Consider the following 17,805-nt stretch of genomic DNA (forward strand, 5'->3'; position numbering starts at 1 on the left):
GCCGACTCGGTGTTTTCCATGAAATCGTTTGACAACGGTCCTGGCTTGCCTCAACGCGGTCGCCATTACAGGCGACATACGGTTACATTGGAAGAACGGCATCAAGCCGCATCGAAAGGAGACAGACGATGATCAAGTACGCACTGTTCGCGCGATTCGAGGCGAAGCCCGGCAAGGAAGCCGACGTCGAGGCGTTTCTGCAGAAGGGATTGGAACTGGCGAACCAGGAAACCACCACGCCCATCTGGTTCGCGCTGAAGATCGCCGAGCGCACCTACGGCGTGTTCGATGCCTTCCCTGACGAGGCCGGCCGCCAGGCGCATCTGGACGGTCCGATCGCGAAGGCGCTGATGGGTGTCGCGGACGATCTGTTCACGGGGCCGCCGCAGATCGGCCGCATCGACGTGCTGGGGATGAAGAACACGCTCGGCTGAGCGTCACAAAAGCACAACTAAAAAGGAGACGGGAACCCATGGCCATACGCATCGTTCGACTCGGATCGGAACGCGCGCCGGATGAAGGCGTGCGCATCGGCACCGTGCGGCGTCCGCCGCGCGGCGTGCCGAAGGCCGAGTTCAGCAGCCGCAATTTCTACGATGTCTGGCTGCCGACGCTGTCGCCCACGCCGGAACTCGTTCACGAAGCGCTGTCCGCCACGACCGATGCCGAGTGGAAGGACTTCGTGCGCAAGTTTCGCGCGGAGATGAACCACGGCGACGCGCCGAAAGTGCTCGACACGCTCGCCGCGCTGTCCGCCACCGCGAATTTTTCGGTCGGCTGTTATTGCGAGCACGAAAACCGCTGCCATCGCAGCGTGCTGCGCGAGTTGCTCGCCGACCGGGGCGCGACGCTCGCGTAACGAGCTTTCGTCAGCGTTCCAGGCTCAGGCGATCGCCCCGCCCCCGTCGACCAGCACCGTCGAACCCGTCGCATAAGGCGTCGTCGCCAGATAGACGATCGCGTTCGCGACGTCTTCGGGCTGGCCGACCCGCCGTGCGGGCAACCGGTTCGCGGCGCCTTCGAACATGCTGTCGCGTGCTTCGTCGGTGAGCTTCGACCAGAGCGGCGTCGCGATCAATCCCGGCGACACCGTGTTCACGCGCACGGGCGACAACTCCAGCGCTAGACCGCGCGAGAGCGCTTCGAGCGCCGCGTTGATCGCGCCTTGCAGGACCGACATCTTGCTCGGCCGCACGGCGAGAAAGCCCGACACGAACGTCAGCGACCCGCCTTCGGCGATCTTCACCGCACGCGCCACGCGGTAGGCGCCCCAGAACTTGCTGTCCATCGCCTTGTAGGCGTCGTCGAGCGGCAACTGGCGCACGGGACCGGACGGCGTCTGCGCAGCCGAAATCACGACGTGATCGAACGGCTGCTGCGCGGCGAAGAACGCTTCGACGGCTGCGGCATCCGTCGTGTCGATCTCAGCCGTTTGCACGCCGTGGCCGATTTCCTGCGCCGCCGCCGACAGCTTTTGCGCATTGCGCGACGCAATCGTCACCTGCGCGCCGAGCGCTGCGAAAGCCTTCGCTGCCGCAGCACCAATACCCGAACTGCCACCGACGATCAGCACGCGTTTCGATTCAAGCGAATTCATGTGTGTCTCCTTGCTCAAGAAAGTGAATGAGTTGCGCCGTCACTTCGCGACGACGCCAAGCTGCTGCAAAAACGTCAGGTTGTCTTCGAGATGCCAGTTTTCGGCAATCTGGCCATTTGCGACGCGGTAAATATCCGTGGCGATGAAATCGACATTCTGGCCCTGCCCCTTCACGCCCTTGAATTCGCCCGTGAAGTGGCCGTGAAAGCGCAGATGCACGACGACGCGATCGCCGCTGACCACCATCTGCTCGATATCCGCAGACAGATCGGGCACGGCGGCCCGCACGAACTTCGACGCGGCAAGTGGCCCTTCGATTCCCTGCGCACGGCCCGGCGGCAACGTGCGATCGGTGAAGCCCGGCGCGAGCGCGGCGCGGGCGAGCGTTTCGTCGCCCGTGCTCCAGAACGTGTCGTAGCGGCGCGCGGCGAGAATCTGCGCGTCGCGTTGCGCTTTGGACAGGCTGTGATCCACGGTCAATTGTTGCGGCTGAACGAGCGAATCAGTGGTGACAGCGGCAAAAGCCGGCGCAGCCGCCATCGACACGACAGCCAGCGCGGCGGACAGCGCGCGGCGCAACGGGGAAGCAGGACGAAACGACATGATGGGCTCCTTGAAGAAAAGCAACGGATCGGATTGATGGGTATGCTAGTCTTCGCGCCATGGAAGAAATACCGCTTCCAGATTGATGAATCCTTTCTTTTTTGAGAAGAATGAGCGACACCCGCATCGACAGCTTGCCGGCCCTGCTTGCCTTCTCCCGCGTGGTTTCGGCGGGAAGTCTGTCAGCGGCGGCACGCGAAATGGACCTGCCGCTGTCCGTCGTCAGCAAGCGGCTCGCGCAACTGGAGAAAAGCGTCGGCGTGCGGCTGATCCAGCGCACCACGCGCCGTCAGACGCTGACGGAAGAAGGCGCGCTGTTTCATGCGCGCGTCGTGCGGATACTCGACGAAATCGAGCAGGCGGAAGAACTGCTGTCGCAACGCCGCCAGGAAGTGAGCGGCCTGCTGCGCGTCACGGCGCCCGGCCAGCTAGGCCGGCAGAAAATCGCCCCGCTGATCGCGGATTTTCAGCGGCTTCATCCACAGCTCACCGTGCAGCTCGAACTGACGGATGCCGTCGTCGATCTCGTCGAAAGCGGCTTCGATCTCGCGATCCGCTTCGGCAGTCTCGCGGATTCATCGCTGATCGCGCGCTCGCTCGCGCCGAACTTTCGCGTGCTGTGCGCGTCGCCCGCGTATCTGCAGGCGCACGGCACGCCCAGGCATCCCGACGATCTGACGTCGCACCGCTGCATCCTGATCGGCGACCAGCGGCGTGCGGAATGGCGCTTCGAAGGCGAAGAAAGCATCGCGGTGCGCGTCGATGCCGCGATCGTCACAAACGACGGCGAAGCCGCGCATCTGTTCGCGCTCGCCGATGCCGGCATCGCCGTGAAGTCGATCTGGGACGTGGGCGACGACATCCTCGCGGGCAAGCTGCGCCGCGTGCTGCCGCAACATTCGATGTCCGCCGCGCCGCTGCACGCGATCTATCCGCACAGCCAGCATCTCGCGCCGCGCGTGCGCGCGTTCGTCGACTATCTGCGCGAGCGGCTCGCACAGGCCTGGCGGTGGGAGACGCTGTAGAGCGCGTGCGTTCACGCCGCGCGGCTGCGGCTTGATGATTTCTTCATGATCTGTCGATAGCGCCATCCCCGTGCGGCTCGCACCATGTAAGCAGCGAATCCCGCCACGCCCGCCGCTTTGCCGAGGACGGCGCGAATCCTCCGGCTTCGCCTTCCGGCCAGTCAACGCTGACCGTATACGCATCGTTTCGAAGGAATCAGATCATGAAGACGCTTCGCATCGCGGCGACCTGCGCGGTCGCTCTGTCATTGGGATATGTTGGGCACGCATGGGCACAGGATAAGCCCGCAACCGTGCCCGTCGCGCAGACGGCGCAGGATGTCGGCGGCATGCCCGACGCGTCGGTGGGCCAGTCCGGACGCGCGATGGGTACGACACGCTCCGACGTCTATCAGGATCTGCTGCGCTCCGAGCAGTCGGGTGAGCAGCATCGGCTGAACGCCAGCCTCTATCACGGCAAATGAACGCCATGCATGCGATGCGCCGTGGCGTCCGCGGCGCATCGCGCCTGAAATCGGCGCGCTTCAATAACCGATCCGCTTCTCGACGCTCCTGAACTTTCCCTGCGACCGATAGTGGTTGAACCACGGATTCGTGCGCAGCTCGCACAGTCGCGGCGAGCGTTCGGCCAGCGACACCTCGAGCCAGCTGAACATCTCGTCGGCCTGCCCCAGCCGGGCGTAGAGTTCCGCGAACAGGAACGGCGACGTATAACGCGTCTGGCGCCGCGCCTGCAGGTCCTGCAGATACCACTGCAACACCCGGTCATAACCACCCGCGTCCCACGCCGCGCGCACGCTTTCCGCGCGCGTGAATTCGTTGCAGCGTGTGAGCGCATCAATGGTTGCCTCGACGGCGCGCTCATAGTCGCCGCGCACCTCGAACGCGATAGCCAGCAACTGATACACGAGCGGCGAACGGTTGCCATGCCCCGCGCTCAGATAATCGCGGGTGACTTCTTCGTAACGCCCCGACTGCACGAGACCGAAAATGCGCGAGCCTTCGAACCCGAGCGGATCGGCCCGTTCCGCGCGCTCGAACTGCGCGCGCCCCTCGGCTTCGCGGCCGAGCACGAGCAAAAGCCGCGCATATAAACGACTCGTTTCCGCATGCTCGGGGTTCAGGCGCAGCGCCTCCAGAAACTCTTCTTCCGCGCGACGCCAGTCCCAGTCGAAGAAGTAATGCACGCCGGCCAGCGCCTGATGCGCCTCGGGCAGGCCGCTGTCGAGTTCGAGTGCGCGCAGTGCGGTTTCGCGCGCCCTTGGATAGCCTTGCAACGAAGGATAGAAACCATGCGCCGCCGTGCCGCCGAACACGTTCGACAGCCCGACATAGCCGAGCGCGTAGGTCGGATCACGTTCGACGGCCTCTTCGAAATAGCCGCGCGCGCGGATGAAGTCCTCGTCGCTCAACGCGTGATGCGCGGCGAAGCCCGCGTCGAAATGCACGCGGCGCGTCCAGAAGTAACGGCCGCGCAGATACGCGTCGTGCGCACGCGGATCGACGGGCAGACGGCGCGCGAGCCGCAATTGAAATTGCTCGCCGAGCGCCGGCGACACTTCGCGCGTGAGCGCCGCGCCCACTTCCATCTGGATGTCGAGTACACCCTTTGCGACGGGCTCATAAGCGTAGCGCCACACCTGTACCTGATCGAAGCAGCGAATCAGTTGCACGAGAATACGCAGGCGTTCTCCATCGCGCGCGATCGAGCCTTCCAGCACGTAATCGACGGAAAGCTCGAAGGCGATCTCCGCGATGCTCTTCTTCGCGCTCCCATAGTGCGCCGCCGTCGTGCGCGCGACGACGAGAATACGGTTCGCGTCCAGCATGCCGATGTTCGCCGAGGTCTCGTCGGCGAGCGCATCGCAGAAGCTGTCGAGCGCCGGGTCGCCCGTCTGGTTGCCGAACGGCAGCACGAGCAGACGCGCCGCCGCCGACGGCGCGGGCGCAGCCTCCACGGCCGCCGCCGTCCGGATGCCTTCGAGCCGGTAGCCCTTGCCTTTGACGGTCAGCAGATAGCGCGGCGCATCCGGGTTCTCGCCGAGCGCAATGCGGATCTTGCGGATCGCGGTATTGATGCTGTTATCGGTTTGCCGGTACGCATTGCCGCCCCACAACGCACGCACGATATCGGCGCGCGTCACCAGCTGGCCGTTGCGCGACGCCATCAGGATCAGCAGTTCCATCGGCAGGCGCTCGAGCCGGATCTGCTCGCCGCCGCGGCGCAATGCGTAGCGCCCGATGTCGAGTTCGACGTCCGCGATCCATATGGGCTCTGTGGGTTCCATCTCCGCTCCTGCCACCGCGTGACCAGGCGTGCGCCGCTACTCGTGCCGAACGATCGGCGTACGCAGCCTGCCGCGCTTCATGCCGAACGTCGCTGCAAATGCGACCAGCGCGCCAGCCAGCATCACGAGCGCGGGCGCGAGTGTCCAATGCAGATCCGCGACCAGAAAGCTCACAGTCAGCGGCGTCAGACCCATCGTCACGGCGAGGCCAAAGTTCATCGCAGCCGCGACGCCGCTAAAGCGCACGTCGACAGGAAAGAGTTCGGCGATCGCGCAGCCGTAGGTGCCATTGATGAACGATGCAATCGCCCCCGCGATGACGAACAGCAGCACGAGATTGGCGTGCGGGCGTAACGCGGCGATAAAAAACACGGGCGCGAACAAGGCCGTCATGACGGCACCCACGCGGAATACGCGGCGGCGCGAGAAACGGTCGCCCGCTGCCGCCGTCAACGGAATGCACGCGGCGATCGCGATCACATAGATCGTCTGCGCCCACGCCACGTCGCTTGCGTCATGGCCGAGCGCCTGCAGCCAGCTCGGCATGTATGCGATGAACAGTCCGCCCGTGACGCCCGTCATCACGCCCGCGCCTATTCCCGTGACGATGGCCGCAAGGTGATGACGGAACAGTACGGCAAGCGGTTCGCGATGCCGCCGCGCAATCGCGCGCGCGTACTCCGCCGATTCATCGAGCGTGCGGCGCAGCGCGAAGATGCCGAGACCGCAGATTCCGCCCAGCAAAAACGCGATCCGCCATCCGAACGCATCGATCTGCGCCACGTCGAGCAACAGATGCACCGCGAGATTTACGCTCGAAGCGAGCAACAAGGACAGATTGACGGCCACGAACACGAAGCCGCACATCAGCCCCGGATGCGCGGAGCCCGTCTCGATCGCGTACACGAGCGCGCCCGGCAACTCGCCGCCGAGGCACAAACCCTGCACGAGACGCAACGAAAGCAGCGCAATGGGCGCGGCGATGCCGAGCGCGGCGTATGAAGGAAGCATTCCAATGGCGAGCGTCGCGAGCGCGGCAACGAGCGCGGACGACATGAAGACGATGCGCCGCCCGTACTTGTCGCCGAGCCGGCCGAGAAACAGGCCGCCGAGCGGGCGCGACAGATGGCCGATGGCGAGCACGGCAAACGACAGCGTGGCAGGCGCGAGCCCGATGCCGGGCGGAAAGAACACGCGCCCGATGTGCTGCGCGAAGAAGCCATAGATGACGAAATCGAAAACCTCGAGCGCGCCGCCCGTGCTGGCGACGAAGATCGTCCAGCGTTGGCGTGCGGCCCGTGACGCCGACGGCAGCGAAAGCGTATCGTCGAGCATGACAACTCCAGATATCGCCAGGCACATCGGCCACGCCCGCTTCGCGCAAATCGACGGGAAGGCATTTCGCGGTCGACACCCGGCCAGAGTGCGTTTCCGACAGCGCATGCTGTGTTACGGAACATTCTGGGCGACAAAGCCGCGCTCGCAAAGCTTTCTTATGCATTTCGCAACAGCGATGCGACGGCACAGGCGTTTTTGGGTTGCGCCTGGGCATCGCCCGCTGCGCTACGACGCGGCTTCCCTGGTTGTCAGGAAAGGCGCAATGCGGCCAAGCCCTGCTTGCGCTTTGCGCGAAACCGTCTAGCCTCCCTTTCAAAACGCCGATCTGGCACAGGTTTCGCAAGCTTTTTGGGATAATGATTCGCGAGGGAATCATGTAATTTCCAATTAGCGTCGGCGTGGACCGTCCGGATGATCGACATCCGACGCGCCGCCTCACACCATCCAACACCGGAAGAGTCATCGACAATGGCCACAGCGACGCCCCGCACCAGCGAAACCACCCTGCTCGATCCGAAGCACGCGGCCCGCTTCACGCTCGGCAACCGGATCATGCTGAGCTTCGGCGCACTGTTCGTGCTGATGCTGGTGATGGCCGCGATCTCCTGGAGCCGGCTACGCGTGATGGACGACGAAGCGCTCAGCATGGGCCACGACTCGGTGCCCGGCCTCTACCTCGCGACGACCTTGCGCGCGGCCGCCAACGAAGGCTATTCGACGCTCGAACGCGCGCTCTTCGTCGACAGCAGCGATGCCGCGACGAAGCAGGATCTCGAACGGATGCCGGCTTTGCTGCAAAAGTTCGATCAGGTGTCGGCCGAGTACCAGGCAACGCTCTTTCGTGACGTGGACCGCGAGCACTTCCGGGCTTTCCGCGCCGCCTGGGATCAATACCTGCCGCAACTGAACGACGCCATGCGCACCGCGCCGACCTCGAAGGCGGATGCGCAAGCCACCTTCGTCAAGCTCGCGCCCGCCTGGGAAAGCGTGATCCGCACGGCAAACGAGCTGGTCAACGAAAACCGCACCCAGGCGGACGATTCCGCGAAATCGATCCGCGACTCCGTGACGGGCACGGAGATCACGCTCGCGACGGCGCTCGGCGTCACGCTGCTGGTCGCGCTCTACACCGGCTTCTCGCTGTATCGCGCGATCACGGTGCCGATGGCGAGCCTCGTCGACGTACACAACGTGATGCGCACGGGCAACCTGACGCAGCGTTTGAAGCTGGGCCGCAGCGACGAATTCGGCACGCTGGAGGACGGCTTCAACCGGATGGCCGAGGAACTGAACAGCCTCGTTGCGCAGGCGCAAAAGTCGTCGCTGCAGGTGACGACGTCGGTGGCCGAGATTGCGGCGACGTCGAAGGAACAACAGGCGACGGCGACGGAAACCGCTGCGACGACGACGGAGATCGGCGCGACCTCGCGCGAGATTTTCGCGACTTCGCGCGACCTGCTGCGCACGATGAACGAAGTGTCGGCCGTCGCGGATCAGTCGGCGACGCTCGCGGGCGCGAGCCAGAACGGCCTCACGCGCATGGAAGACACGATGCGCAGCGTGATGGAAGCGGCCGGCTCCGTGAACGCGAAGCTCGCGATCCTCAACGAGAAGGCCGTCAACATCAATCAGGTGGTCGCGACGATCACCAAGGTCGCCGATCAGACCAACCTGCTGTCGCTGAACGCAGCCATCGAAGCCGAGAAAGCGGGCGAGTACGGACGCGGCTTTGCCGTCGTCGCGACGGAAATCCGCCGTCTCGCGGATCAGACGGCCGTCGCCACTTTCGATATCGAACAGACCGTGAAGGAAATCCAGTCGGCTGTCTCGGCGGGTGTGATGGGCATGGACAAGTTCTCCGAAGAAGTGCGGCGCGGCATGCGCGACGTGCAGCAGGTCAGCGATCAGCTGTCGCAGATCATTCACGAAGTGCAGACGCTCGCGCCGCGCTTCCAGCTCGTCAACGAAGGCATGCAGACGCAGGCGACGAGCGCCGAGCAGATCACCCAGGCGCTGTCGCAGTTGTCGGAGGCCGCGCAGCAGACGGCGGAATCGCTGCGCCAGTCGTCGCAGGCGATCGACGATCTCACGCTCGTCGCGAACCAGCTGCGCACGGGTGTGTCGCGCTTCAAGATCGAAGCGTGAGCCCGCTCGCGCTGGCAGGCCCAACACGGCTGATACGGTGACGGCGATGCTCTTCCTTCTGTTCGAACTCGACCGCGACCGCTATGCGCTCGATGCCGCCGACATCGTCGAAGTGCAGACGCTGACGGCCACCAAGGCGATTCCCGGCGCGCCCGCGTGGGTCGCGGGCGTAGTCGAGCGGCACGGCGAGCCCGTGCCCGTGATCGATCTCGCGCAACTCGCGCTTGGGCGTCCGTCGCAGTACTGGCGCTCGACCCGGCTTGTGTTCGTCCATTATCGTGACACGCGCGAACCCGCTGACGCGGACACGCCGCCGCGGCTGCTCGGCCTGATCGTCGAACGCGCGACGCAGACACGCCGGATCGAGCGCGAGTACTTCGCCGACAGCGGCGTCGCGACGCCGCACGCGCGCTGGCTCGGCCCCGTCGCGAGCGACGAGTCCGGCTTGATCCAATGGATCGACGTGCAGCAGATGCTCGACGACGACGTGAAAGCGCTGCTCTTCCCGCAACCCCAACCTCATACGCGATGAACGCCGCGACCGCTTTCGTGCCGCGCTTCGAAGCTTGGCTCCTGCGTGAGACGGGGATCGACGCGTCGTCGCTGGGCATCAACGCGGTGGAGCGCGCGGTGCTCGAACGCGTGCGCGTGACGCGCCTGGGCCTCGCGGCGCACGACACGAGCGTCGCCGTCGATCCCGCCGAGATCGAAGCGTACTGGCAGCAATTGATTGTGTCGCGCGACGAACGGCAGGGGCTGATCGAGGCACTCGTTGTGCCCGAAACCTGGTTCTATCGCGATCGCGAGGCGTATGTTGCACTCGCGCGGCTGGCGAACGAGCGGCTCGTGCGCGATCCGATGCACGTGCTGCGCGTGCTGAGCCTGCCGTGCTCGACGGGCGAGGAACCGTACACGATCGCGATGACGCTGCTCGACGACGGCATCGGCGAAAACCGCTTCACCGTCGATGCCTTCGATATCAGCGCGCGCGTGATCGAGCATGCGCGCGCGGGCCTTTATGGGCGCAATTCGTTTCGCGGCCATCCGCTCGCGTTTCGCGACCGGCATTTCACGGCAGTGGGCGACAGCTGGCAACTGAGCGACCGCGTGCGTGAGACGGTGCGCTTTTCGCACGCGAACCTGTTCGACTTGCAAGCCGGCGCGCAGGCACCGTACGACTTCATTTTCTGCCGCAACGTGCTGATCTATTTCGACCGCGAAGCGCAGGACCGCGCCATCCGCGTGCTCGACGCGAATCTCGCCAACGGCGGCACAATCTTCGTCGGCCCCGCCGAAACGGGCCTGATGATGCGCCATGCGATGACATCCGCGCGCATTCCGCTCGCGTTTGCGTTCCGGCGCAGCTCGCCCGAGGAAACGAACGCAGCGCGCTCGGTCAAACCGCTTGCTTTGAGCGCGGCAAACGTGACGACGACGCAAGCCGCGCGTGCGCCCGCGTGTACGGCGGCAACTCGCGCGCCCGCGAAGCCACCGCTTGCGAACCGCGCCGTCACGCCGCCGCCCGCGCGCACGCAACAGACCGTGCGAGCGCCAACGCCCCAACCCGCTGCGGAACCATCGCTCGCTGCCGCGCGCCGTCACGCCGACGCCGGTGAATTCGACGAAGCCGAGCGCCTCGCGCATCAGCACGCGATCGTGCATGGGCCGAATGTCGACGCGTTCTACCTGCTCGGCCTGATCGCCGACGCGCGCGGCCGCAGCGCCGACGCCGCCGACTTCTATCGCAAGGCGCTTTATCTGGACCCCGCGCATTACGAAGCGCTCACGCATCTGGCCGCGCTGCTCGACATCGGCGGCGATCGTGCAGGCGCGCAGAATCTGATGCAGCGCGCGCAACGCTCGGCGGCGCGCACGGCTCAATCGACACAATCGGATCAGGCGCCAACGGACGATGCGCAACGTTCACGAGGATTCCATGCTGCACGACGCTCCTGATCTTTCAACCGCGTCCGTGCGCGTCGACGACTGCTGGAACCGCATCGGCACGCGCGGCGACAACACGTGCCCGCGCCTCGCCGAGCATTTTCGTTGCCTGAACTGCCCGGTCTTCGCGCAAGGCGCAGCGCAATTGTTCGACCGGCCTTTGAGCGACACGGACCTCGTTGCGCGTACGGAGTCGAGCGCACCCAAAGCCGAAACGCGTGAAGCGTCCGCACAGACGCAGTCCGCCCTCGCCTTTCGCGTCGCGGGCGAATGGCTCGCGCTGCCGACGCGCGTGCTGCGCGAGATCGACGATATCCGCGCGATCCATTCGCTGCCGCATCAGCGCTCGCGCGCCGTGCTCGGCGTCGTCAACGTGCGCGGCGCGCTGACCGTCGCGGTCTCGCTCGGCGAGTTGCTGAACATGGACCGCGCCGCCGACACGAAGCAGGCCGTGCGCAACGGCTATGCGCGGATGCTGGTCGCCGCGCACGACAGCGAGCCCGCCGCTCCGCCCATTGCCTTGCCCGTCGACGAGGTCGAAGGCGTGATCCGTTATGCGGACGCCGAACTGCTGCCCGTACCCGCGACGCTCGCGCACGCCACCGCGTCGCACGCGTGCGGCGTGCTCGCGTGGCGCGGCGGAACCGTCGGCCTGATCGACCCGGCGCGGCTATTCGACTCGATTGCCCGGAGCCTGCGATGACGGACGACGATCAATCGCTGCTCGAACTGTTCCGCGAGGAAGCCGCCGTGCAGACGCGCGTGCTGTCCGATGGGCTGCTCGCGCTCGAACATCGCCCGGCCGACGCCGCCGCGCTCGAAGCCTGCATGCGCGCCGCGCATTCGCTCAAGGGCGCGGCGCGCATCATCGGCTTGCAGGATGGCGTCAATATCGCGCATGTGATGGAAGAGTGCTTCGTCGGCGCGCAACGCGGCGAACTTCAACTGACGCCCGCGCATATCGACGTGCTGTTGCGCGGCGTCGATCTGTTAATGCGCGTGGGTGATGCGCAGCCGGACGCGCCTGTCACGCGCGCCGATATCGACGTGTTCGTGAGGCGGATGTTGTCGCCCGAAAGCGCCGCGCGTGAAACGGCTGACGGTGACGGAGCGCCCATCGAGCCGGACGTCGACGTGTATGCGCTACTCCAGGCGCAGTTGCAGGCCGAGGCGCTCGCGCAACGGCCGGAAGCGCCTGCAAGCAATATTAGCGACCAGTCCGACGCACCCGCGCAACAAGGCACCCATGCCTCGGCTCGTACTGCGGACCGCATGCTGCGCGTACGCGCCGCGAATCTCGACCGCGTGTTGAGCCTGTCGGGCGAAGTGCTGGTGGAATCGCGCTGGCTCAAGCCGTTCGCGACGTCGATGCTGCGCATCAAACGCACGCAGCGCGAAACCTCGCGCGCGCTCGACGCGCTCTACGACACACTCGCCGAACATCTCGACGATGCCGCGCTCTCGGCGCTAGCCGACGTGCGCACCGCGCTCAACGGCATGCAGCACACGCTCGGCGCACGTCTCGACGAACTCGACCACTACGACCGCAGCAGCGCCAACCTCGCGCAACTGCTGTACGACGAAGCGCTGCAATGCCGGATGCGCCCGTTCGGCGACGCGACGCATGCGTATCCGCGCGTCGTGCGCGATCTGGCGCGCTCGCTCGGCAAGCGCGTCAAGTTCGAGATCGTCGGCACGTCGACGCAGGTGGACCGCGACATTCTCGACATGCTCGACGCGCCGCTCGGCCATCTGCTGCGCAACGCGCTCGATCACGGCATCGAGACACCCGACGTGCGTCTCGCGCGCGGCAAGCCCGCCGAAGCGCACGTGACGCTCGAAGCGCGCCACAGCGCGGGCAAGCTGCTGATCAGCGTCAGCGACGACGGCGCGGGCATCGATCTCGACAACGTGCGCGCGTCGGTGATCCGCCGCAAGCTCGCCGATGAAGACACGGCCGCGCGCCTGTCCGAACCGGAGCTGCTCGACTTCCTGCTGCTGCCGGGCTTTTCGATGCGCGAGCAGGTCACCGATGTATCGGGCCGTGGCGTCGGCCTCGACGCCGTGCATGAAATGGTCAAGGCCGTGCGCGGCACCGTGCGCATCTTCAACGAGCCGGGCCGCGGCTCGCGCTTCGTGATGCAGTTGCCGCTGACACTCTCCGTGGTGCGCAGCCTGCTCGTCGACGTGGGCGGCGAGGCGTACGCGTTTCCGCTCGCGCATGTGCGCCGTACGCTTGAACTCGCGCGCGCCGATATCGACATGCTCGAAGGCCAGCAACACTTCGCGTTCGACGGCAAGCCCGTCGGGCTCGTCACCGCGCATCAGTTGCTCGGCGCGCAGGCGGGCATGACGCGCGAGTCCGTGTCCGTCGTCGTGATCGGCGACGAGCGGGTGACGTATGGGATCGCCGTCGACCGTTTTCTCGGCGAGCGGATGCTCGTCGTGCAACCGCTCGACCCGCGCCTCGGCAAGATCCGCGACATCGCGGCGGCTGCGCTGATGGAGAACGGCGACGCCGTGCTGATCGTCGATGTCGACGACCTGCTGCGCTCCGTCGACAAGCTCGTGCGCGGCGGACAGCTCGACCGGATCGGCCGCGCGCACGACGTCGCCGCGCGGCAGCGCAAGCATGTGCTGGTCGTCGAAGATTCGTTGACGGTGCGCGAACTGGAACGCAAGCTGCTCGAAAAACGCGGCTATGCGGTGACGGTTGCCGTGGACGGAATGGACGGCTGGAACGCGCTGCGCAGCGGAACATTCGATCTCGTTGTCACCGATATCGACATGCCGCGCATGGACGGCATCGAGCTCGTCACGCTGATCAAGCGCGACCCGCTGTTCAAGCCCGTGCCCGTGATGATCGTGTCGTACAAGGACCGCGACGAGGACCGCCGGCGCGGGCTCGAAGCCGGCGCGGACTACTATCTCGCGAAGGGCAGCTTCCATGACGAAGCCCTGCTCGATGCCGTACGCGACCTGATCGGAGAGGCATCAGCATGAATATCGGCATCGCCAACGACCTGCCGCTCGCCGTCGAAGCGCTGCGCCGCGTGATCGCGCTGCGCCCGGAGCATCGCGTGCTGTGGGTCGCCGCGAATGGCGAAGATGCCGTCGACTTCTGCGCCGCGCAGACGCCCGACGTCGTGCTGATGGACCTGATCATGCCGAAGATCGACGGCGTGGAAGCGACGCGCCGCATCATGGCGCGCACGCCCTGCCCGATCCTGATCGTGACGAGCAGCGTAGGCGCGAATACGTGGCGCGTCTACGAGGCGATGGGCGCAGGCGCGCTCGACGCCGTCGATACGCCGACGCTCGCCGCGCGCGGCATCGGCGAGTCCGCGCTACTGATGCTGCAGAAGATCGACCAGATCGGCCAGCTGATGGACAAGCCCTGGGCGCCGCGGCAAACGGCCATCGCGCCGCTCACGCGCGATGCGCAGCGGCTGGTGGCAATCGGCGCGTCGGCGGGCGGGCCGGCTGCGCTGGCGACCGTGCTGGGCAGCCTGCCCGCGGACTTCGCCGCGCCCATCGTGATCGTGCAGCATGTCGACCAGGTGTTCGCCGACGGCATGGCGCAATGGCTCGACGGGCAGACGTCCGTCGCGGTGCGCACCGCGCGCGAGGGCGAGTTGCCGGCTGCGGGCGTCGCGCTGCTCGCGGCGACCAACGATCACATGCTGCTGACACAAAACGGCGCGCTGCACTACACTCGCGAACCGGCCGAGATGCCCTACCGTCCTTCCGTCGACGTGTTCTTTCATAGTGTGGTCGAGCATTGGCCCGGCGAAGCACTCGGCGTACTGTTGACGGGCATGGGCCGCGACGGCGCGATCGGCCTGAAGGCGATGCGCGCAAAAGGCTACGACACGATCGCGCAGGACGAAGCGACGAGCGCCGTTTACGGCATGCCGAAGGCCGCTGCGACGCTGGGCGCGGCACGCCGGATTCTGCCGCTGGGCGGCATCGCCGGTCAGCTGGCGGCGTTCGCGCGACGTTGATTGAGCGCAAGGCAGCAGGGGCAAAGACTGGAGCAACGGGACATTCGATGCAAGGGCAGCACGCAGTGAAACACCGAGACAACGCATGACCAGCACTTCCGACAGGGGTACGCACATGGACTTCGATCAAATCGGGGCACGGGACCAGGGGGGTTCCACATCGACGTCGGCCGACCGCGCGAATGCCGCGCTCGAAGCCGCGCGCGCCGCGCTGGAAACGGCCGCGCTGTCCGACGTGCCGATCATGGTGTTGCTGGTCGACGACCAGGCGATCGTCGCGGAAGCGGTGCGGCGCGCGCTCGCGAACGAGGAAGGCATCGACCTGCACTACTGCGCGAACGCCGACGAAGCCATCCACGCGGCCACCCACACGCGCCCCACGGTGATCCTGCAGGACCTCGTGATGCCCGGCATCGACGGTCTCACGCTCGTCAAGGCGTACCGCACGAACACGAAGCTGCGCGACGTGCCCATCATCGTGCTGTCGACCAAGGAAGAGCCGACCATCAAGAGCGCGGCCTTCGCGGCGGGCGCGAACGACTATCTCGTCAAGCTGCCCGACCGGATGGAACTGGTTGCGCGCATCCGCTATCACTCGCGCTCGTATGTGAACCTGCTGCAACGCGACGAGGCGTATCGAGCGCTGCGCGAATCGCAGCAGCAACTGCTGGAGGCGAATCTCGAACTGCGCAAGCTGACGCAATCGGATGGACTGACGGGTCTGTCGAACCGGCGGTATCTGGACGAATATCTGAACGCCGAATGGCGGCGCGGCATGCGCGCGCAAACGGAAGTGTCGATCCTGATGATCGACGTCGACAACTTCAAGCCGTACAACGACACGTACGGCCATGTCGCGGGCGACGAAGTGCTCAAGCAGATCGCGTCGACGGTGGAAGGCTGCCTCGGGCGGCCCGGCGATCTTGCCGCGCGGTTCGGCGGCGAGGAGTTCGCGGTCGTGCTGCCGGGCACGTCGGCGGGCGGCACGCGCCTGCTCGCCGAGAAGGTCCGGCTTGAAGTCGAAGCGCTGCGCATTCCGCATGCGGGCTCGTCGTCGGGACAGTACGTGACGATCAGCGTCGGCTGCGCGACGCAGGTGCCCGCGCACGACGCGCCGATGACGACGCTGATCGAAGCCGCCGACCTCGCGCTCTATCGCGCGAAACGCGATGGGAAGAACCGCGTGGCGGCGATGGAAAGCGGTCGGAGCGAAACGCGCTCGACGGCGGAGTGAGCGTGTGCCGTTCGTGCCTGATTGACGCGTCGGCGCTAACCCGGCTTGCCGTCCGCGCGTGGCCGCATCAACGGTAGCGCATACGCGCCCACATAGATCGCGAAGGCGGCGATCCAGCACGCGCCCGCGCTCCAGATCCACATCTGATAGTGGCCAGGCGCAACGAGCGGCCCGACGATCCGCAATGCCGAGCCCAGCGTGACGAGCGCATAGCTCGCGATATCGCGCGTATCGGCGACGAGCGGCCTGCCCGTATGACCGCGCGCCGTGCGCGTGATCATCGAGATGATCGCCCCACCGATCACGCCCGCCGTGAAGGCGTGCATGGCGACGGAATGCGTCACGAATCCGAGCGCGCTCAGGCCAAGCAACGCGAAGCCGACGGGCATCCAGGCATAGGCGACGTGCAGGATCAGCAGAATCGCCGGGCCACGCACCTTGTATGAACGCCAGCCAATCAGCCGCGCGCAATGGATCGCGCATGCCGCGAATGCGAGCGTCGCGACAATGGCGGACGGCACAGCGGCGGCATCGGCGAACAGTGCGCACAGCGTCAACGGTGCGGCGCTCCACTCGACCAGCTTCCAACGGCGCGTCACAAAACCCGGAATCGCATTCGACGTGAACATCGGAATCACGCGCGCACCGATCACCGAGACCAGCAACACGACAATGCCTGCTGCCGCGTAAAGGCAACGCAGCGCGAGATCGGGATGCCCCATTTGCGTCAGCACATGGAACGCGGCGTTGAGCGCGGCGAACGTCAGCAGCATGGGCACCAGAAAATAGTTACGCCGGTTGCCCGCTTTCGTCAGCACGCGCAGGAGCGCGAACGCGACGGCGGGCAGAAACGCGCTGTCGATCAGCGCAGCGGGCACGGCGGGCCCGCTCCACACCAGCACGCGCGCGGCGAGCCACAGCAATGCGAGCGCGGCGAGCGTGCGATGGCTCGTCGTCTGCATGCCCGTCCATGCGCGTACGGCAGTCAGCAGAAAACCCGCGACGATCGATGCCGCAAAGCCGAACACCATCTCGTGCGCGTGCCAGCCGATAGGATCGAGCTTCAGCAGATAGTTGCCCGTCACCGGTACGCCTGCGAGCACCAACAGCCACACGGTCAGCGCGAGTGCGGCGAAGCCCGCGCCCGCCGGGTAGAACGGACGAAAGCCGAGATTGAGCAATGCGAAGCGCTGCGCGGGGCGGTAACGTCCGGGAGGCGGCACGAAGGTGGCGCGGGGCTCGATGGGTTTCATGAGTGATTCGTAGTGGAGATGCCTCAGTTGCGGACCGCTGTGCCGATGCAGGCTTTGTGCCAACGCAGAAGGCCTTGCAGGCCGTGCGCTCGGTGTGAGCATGAGTCATTTTCACTGGAGTCTTTTTGACCTATGCGAGGGTCGATTCAACTCGTTAGTGATGGGTCATGGCAGGTTTTTTCGGGATTTGCTGCGCAAGCGGTTTGGGTTGTTTTTGGTCTTTGCGCTGGCGTCCGGTTTGGTTTTTGGGGCTTTTCGCTGGCATCCGCGGTTTGTTAGCGTGCTTCAAGCGTCGCCCCTGTGCGGGGCGGCACCTACTTTTCTTTGCCGCCGCAAAGAAAAGTAGGCAAAAGAAAGCGGCTAACACCGCCAAC

The 17,805-nt window shown here is 65.8% G+C and carries 17 protein-coding genes; 11 read left to right on the top strand and 6 right to left on the bottom strand.

Annotation, left to right across the window (positions count from 1 at the left end):
- Nucleotides 1–128: 128 nt before the first annotated feature.
- Nucleotides 129–434, top strand: a complete 306-nt coding sequence (locus tag BLT65_RS34305; protein ID WP_007587655.1) for a putative quinol monooxygenase — start codon at nt 129–131, stop codon at nt 432–434.
- A gap of 38 nt (nt 435–472) precedes the next feature.
- Complete coding sequence (locus BLT65_RS34310; RefSeq protein ID WP_042308065.1) at nt 473–859, top strand: DUF488 domain-containing protein; 387 nt, start codon at nt 473–475, stop codon at nt 857–859.
- Between the two features lie 24 nt (nt 860–883).
- Here BLT65_RS34310 and BLT65_RS34315 read toward each other — a convergent pair whose 3' ends face one another.
- Together BLT65_RS34315 and BLT65_RS34320 are read right to left on the bottom strand one after the other, a co-directional pair.
- Nucleotides 884–1,597, bottom strand: coding sequence for an SDR family oxidoreductase (locus BLT65_RS34315; RefSeq protein ID WP_091786666.1), 714 nt, complete (start codon nt 1,595–1,597; stop codon nt 884–886).
- Between the two features lie 39 nt (nt 1,598–1,636).
- Entirely contained in the window at nt 1,637–2,200 is a 564-nt protein-coding gene (locus BLT65_RS34320) for an ester cyclase (RefSeq protein ID WP_091786669.1), read from the bottom strand.
- 110 nt (nt 2,201–2,310) lie between these two features.
- Between BLT65_RS34320 and BLT65_RS34325 the strand changes: the two genes are divergently transcribed.
- Together BLT65_RS34325 and BLT65_RS34330 are read left to right on the top strand one after the other, a co-directional pair.
- Nucleotides 2,311–3,225 (top strand): LysR family transcriptional regulator, encoded by a 915-nt coding sequence (locus tag BLT65_RS34325; protein ID WP_091786671.1) that lies wholly within the window; start codon nt 2,311–2,313, stop codon nt 3,223–3,225.
- Nucleotides 3,226–3,428: 203 nt separating this feature from the next.
- Nucleotides 3,429–3,689, top strand: coding sequence for a hypothetical protein (locus BLT65_RS34330; protein ID WP_091786674.1), 261 nt, complete (start codon nt 3,429–3,431; stop codon nt 3,687–3,689).
- A 60-nt stretch (nt 3,690–3,749) separates the two neighbouring features.
- Here BLT65_RS34330 and BLT65_RS34335 read toward each other — a convergent pair whose 3' ends face one another.
- Both BLT65_RS34335 and BLT65_RS34340 read right to left on the bottom strand, forming a co-directional pair.
- Nucleotides 3,750–5,513 carry a winged helix-turn-helix domain-containing protein gene (locus tag BLT65_RS34335; protein WP_091786677.1) on the bottom strand — a complete coding sequence of 588 codons (1,764 nt, stop codon included), beginning with the start codon at nt 5,511–5,513 and terminating at the stop codon, nt 3,750–3,752.
- 36 nt (nt 5,514–5,549) lie between these two features.
- Nucleotides 5,550–6,848: an MFS transporter gene (locus BLT65_RS34340; RefSeq protein ID WP_091786680.1), complete on the bottom strand. Its 1,299-nt coding sequence runs from the start codon at nt 6,846–6,848 to the stop codon at nt 5,550–5,552.
- Between the two features lie 471 nt (nt 6,849–7,319).
- On the opposite strand from BLT65_RS34340, the gene BLT65_RS34345 reads away from it, so the two are divergent.
- The 7 genes from BLT65_RS34345 (at nt 7,320) to BLT65_RS34375 (ending at nt 16,178) form a co-directional block, all read left to right on the top strand.
- Entirely contained in the window at nt 7,320–8,996 is a 1,677-nt protein-coding gene (locus BLT65_RS34345) for a methyl-accepting chemotaxis protein (RefSeq protein ID WP_042308080.1), read from the top strand.
- Between the two features lie 46 nt (nt 8,997–9,042).
- The gene (locus BLT65_RS34350; RefSeq protein WP_091786683.1) at nt 9,043–9,528 is read left to right on the top strand and encodes a chemotaxis protein CheW; all 486 of its coding nucleotides are present in this window, start codon (nt 9,043–9,045) and stop codon (nt 9,526–9,528) included.
- Nucleotides 9,525–10,952, top strand: a complete 1,428-nt coding sequence (locus BLT65_RS34355; RefSeq protein ID WP_091786686.1) for a CheR family methyltransferase — start codon at nt 9,525–9,527, stop codon at nt 10,950–10,952. Before BLT65_RS34350 ends, BLT65_RS34355 begins: the two co-directional genes overlap by 4 nt.
- Nucleotides 10,933–11,643, top strand: a complete 711-nt coding sequence (locus tag BLT65_RS34360; RefSeq protein WP_091786689.1) for a chemotaxis protein CheW — start codon at nt 10,933–10,935, stop codon at nt 11,641–11,643. Before BLT65_RS34355 ends, BLT65_RS34360 begins: the two co-directional genes overlap by 20 nt.
- The gene (locus tag BLT65_RS34365; RefSeq protein WP_091786692.1) at nt 11,640–13,943 is read left to right on the top strand and encodes a hybrid sensor histidine kinase/response regulator; all 2,304 of its coding nucleotides are present in this window, start codon (nt 11,640–11,642) and stop codon (nt 13,941–13,943) included. Before BLT65_RS34360 ends, BLT65_RS34365 begins: the two co-directional genes overlap by 4 nt.
- The gene (gene cheB / locus BLT65_RS34370) at nt 13,940–14,944 is read left to right on the top strand and encodes a chemotaxis response regulator protein-glutamate methylesterase (RefSeq protein WP_091786695.1); all 1,005 of its coding nucleotides are present in this window, start codon (nt 13,940–13,942) and stop codon (nt 14,942–14,944) included. Before BLT65_RS34365 ends, cheB begins: the two co-directional genes overlap by 4 nt.
- 115 nt (nt 14,945–15,059) lie before the next feature.
- Entirely contained in the window at nt 15,060–16,178 is a 1,119-nt protein-coding gene (locus BLT65_RS34375; RefSeq protein ID WP_091786698.1) for a GGDEF domain-containing response regulator, read from the top strand.
- A gap of 35 nt (nt 16,179–16,213) precedes the next feature.
- Here BLT65_RS34375 and BLT65_RS34380 read toward each other — a convergent pair whose 3' ends face one another.
- Together BLT65_RS34380 and BLT65_RS47685 are read right to left on the bottom strand one after the other, a co-directional pair.
- Nucleotides 16,214–17,431: an NnrS family protein gene (locus tag BLT65_RS34380; protein ID WP_091786701.1), complete on the bottom strand. Its 1,218-nt coding sequence runs from the start codon at nt 17,429–17,431 to the stop codon at nt 16,214–16,216.
- A 154-nt stretch (nt 17,432–17,585) separates the two neighbouring features.
- On the bottom strand, nt 17,586–17,805 hold a 220-nt coding region (locus BLT65_RS47685; RefSeq protein WP_208545850.1), incomplete at its 5' end, for a hypothetical protein.

This window comes from Paraburkholderia steynii (assembly GCF_900100565.1).
Lineage (GTDB): Bacteria > Pseudomonadota > Gammaproteobacteria > Burkholderiales > Burkholderiaceae > Paraburkholderia > Paraburkholderia terrae.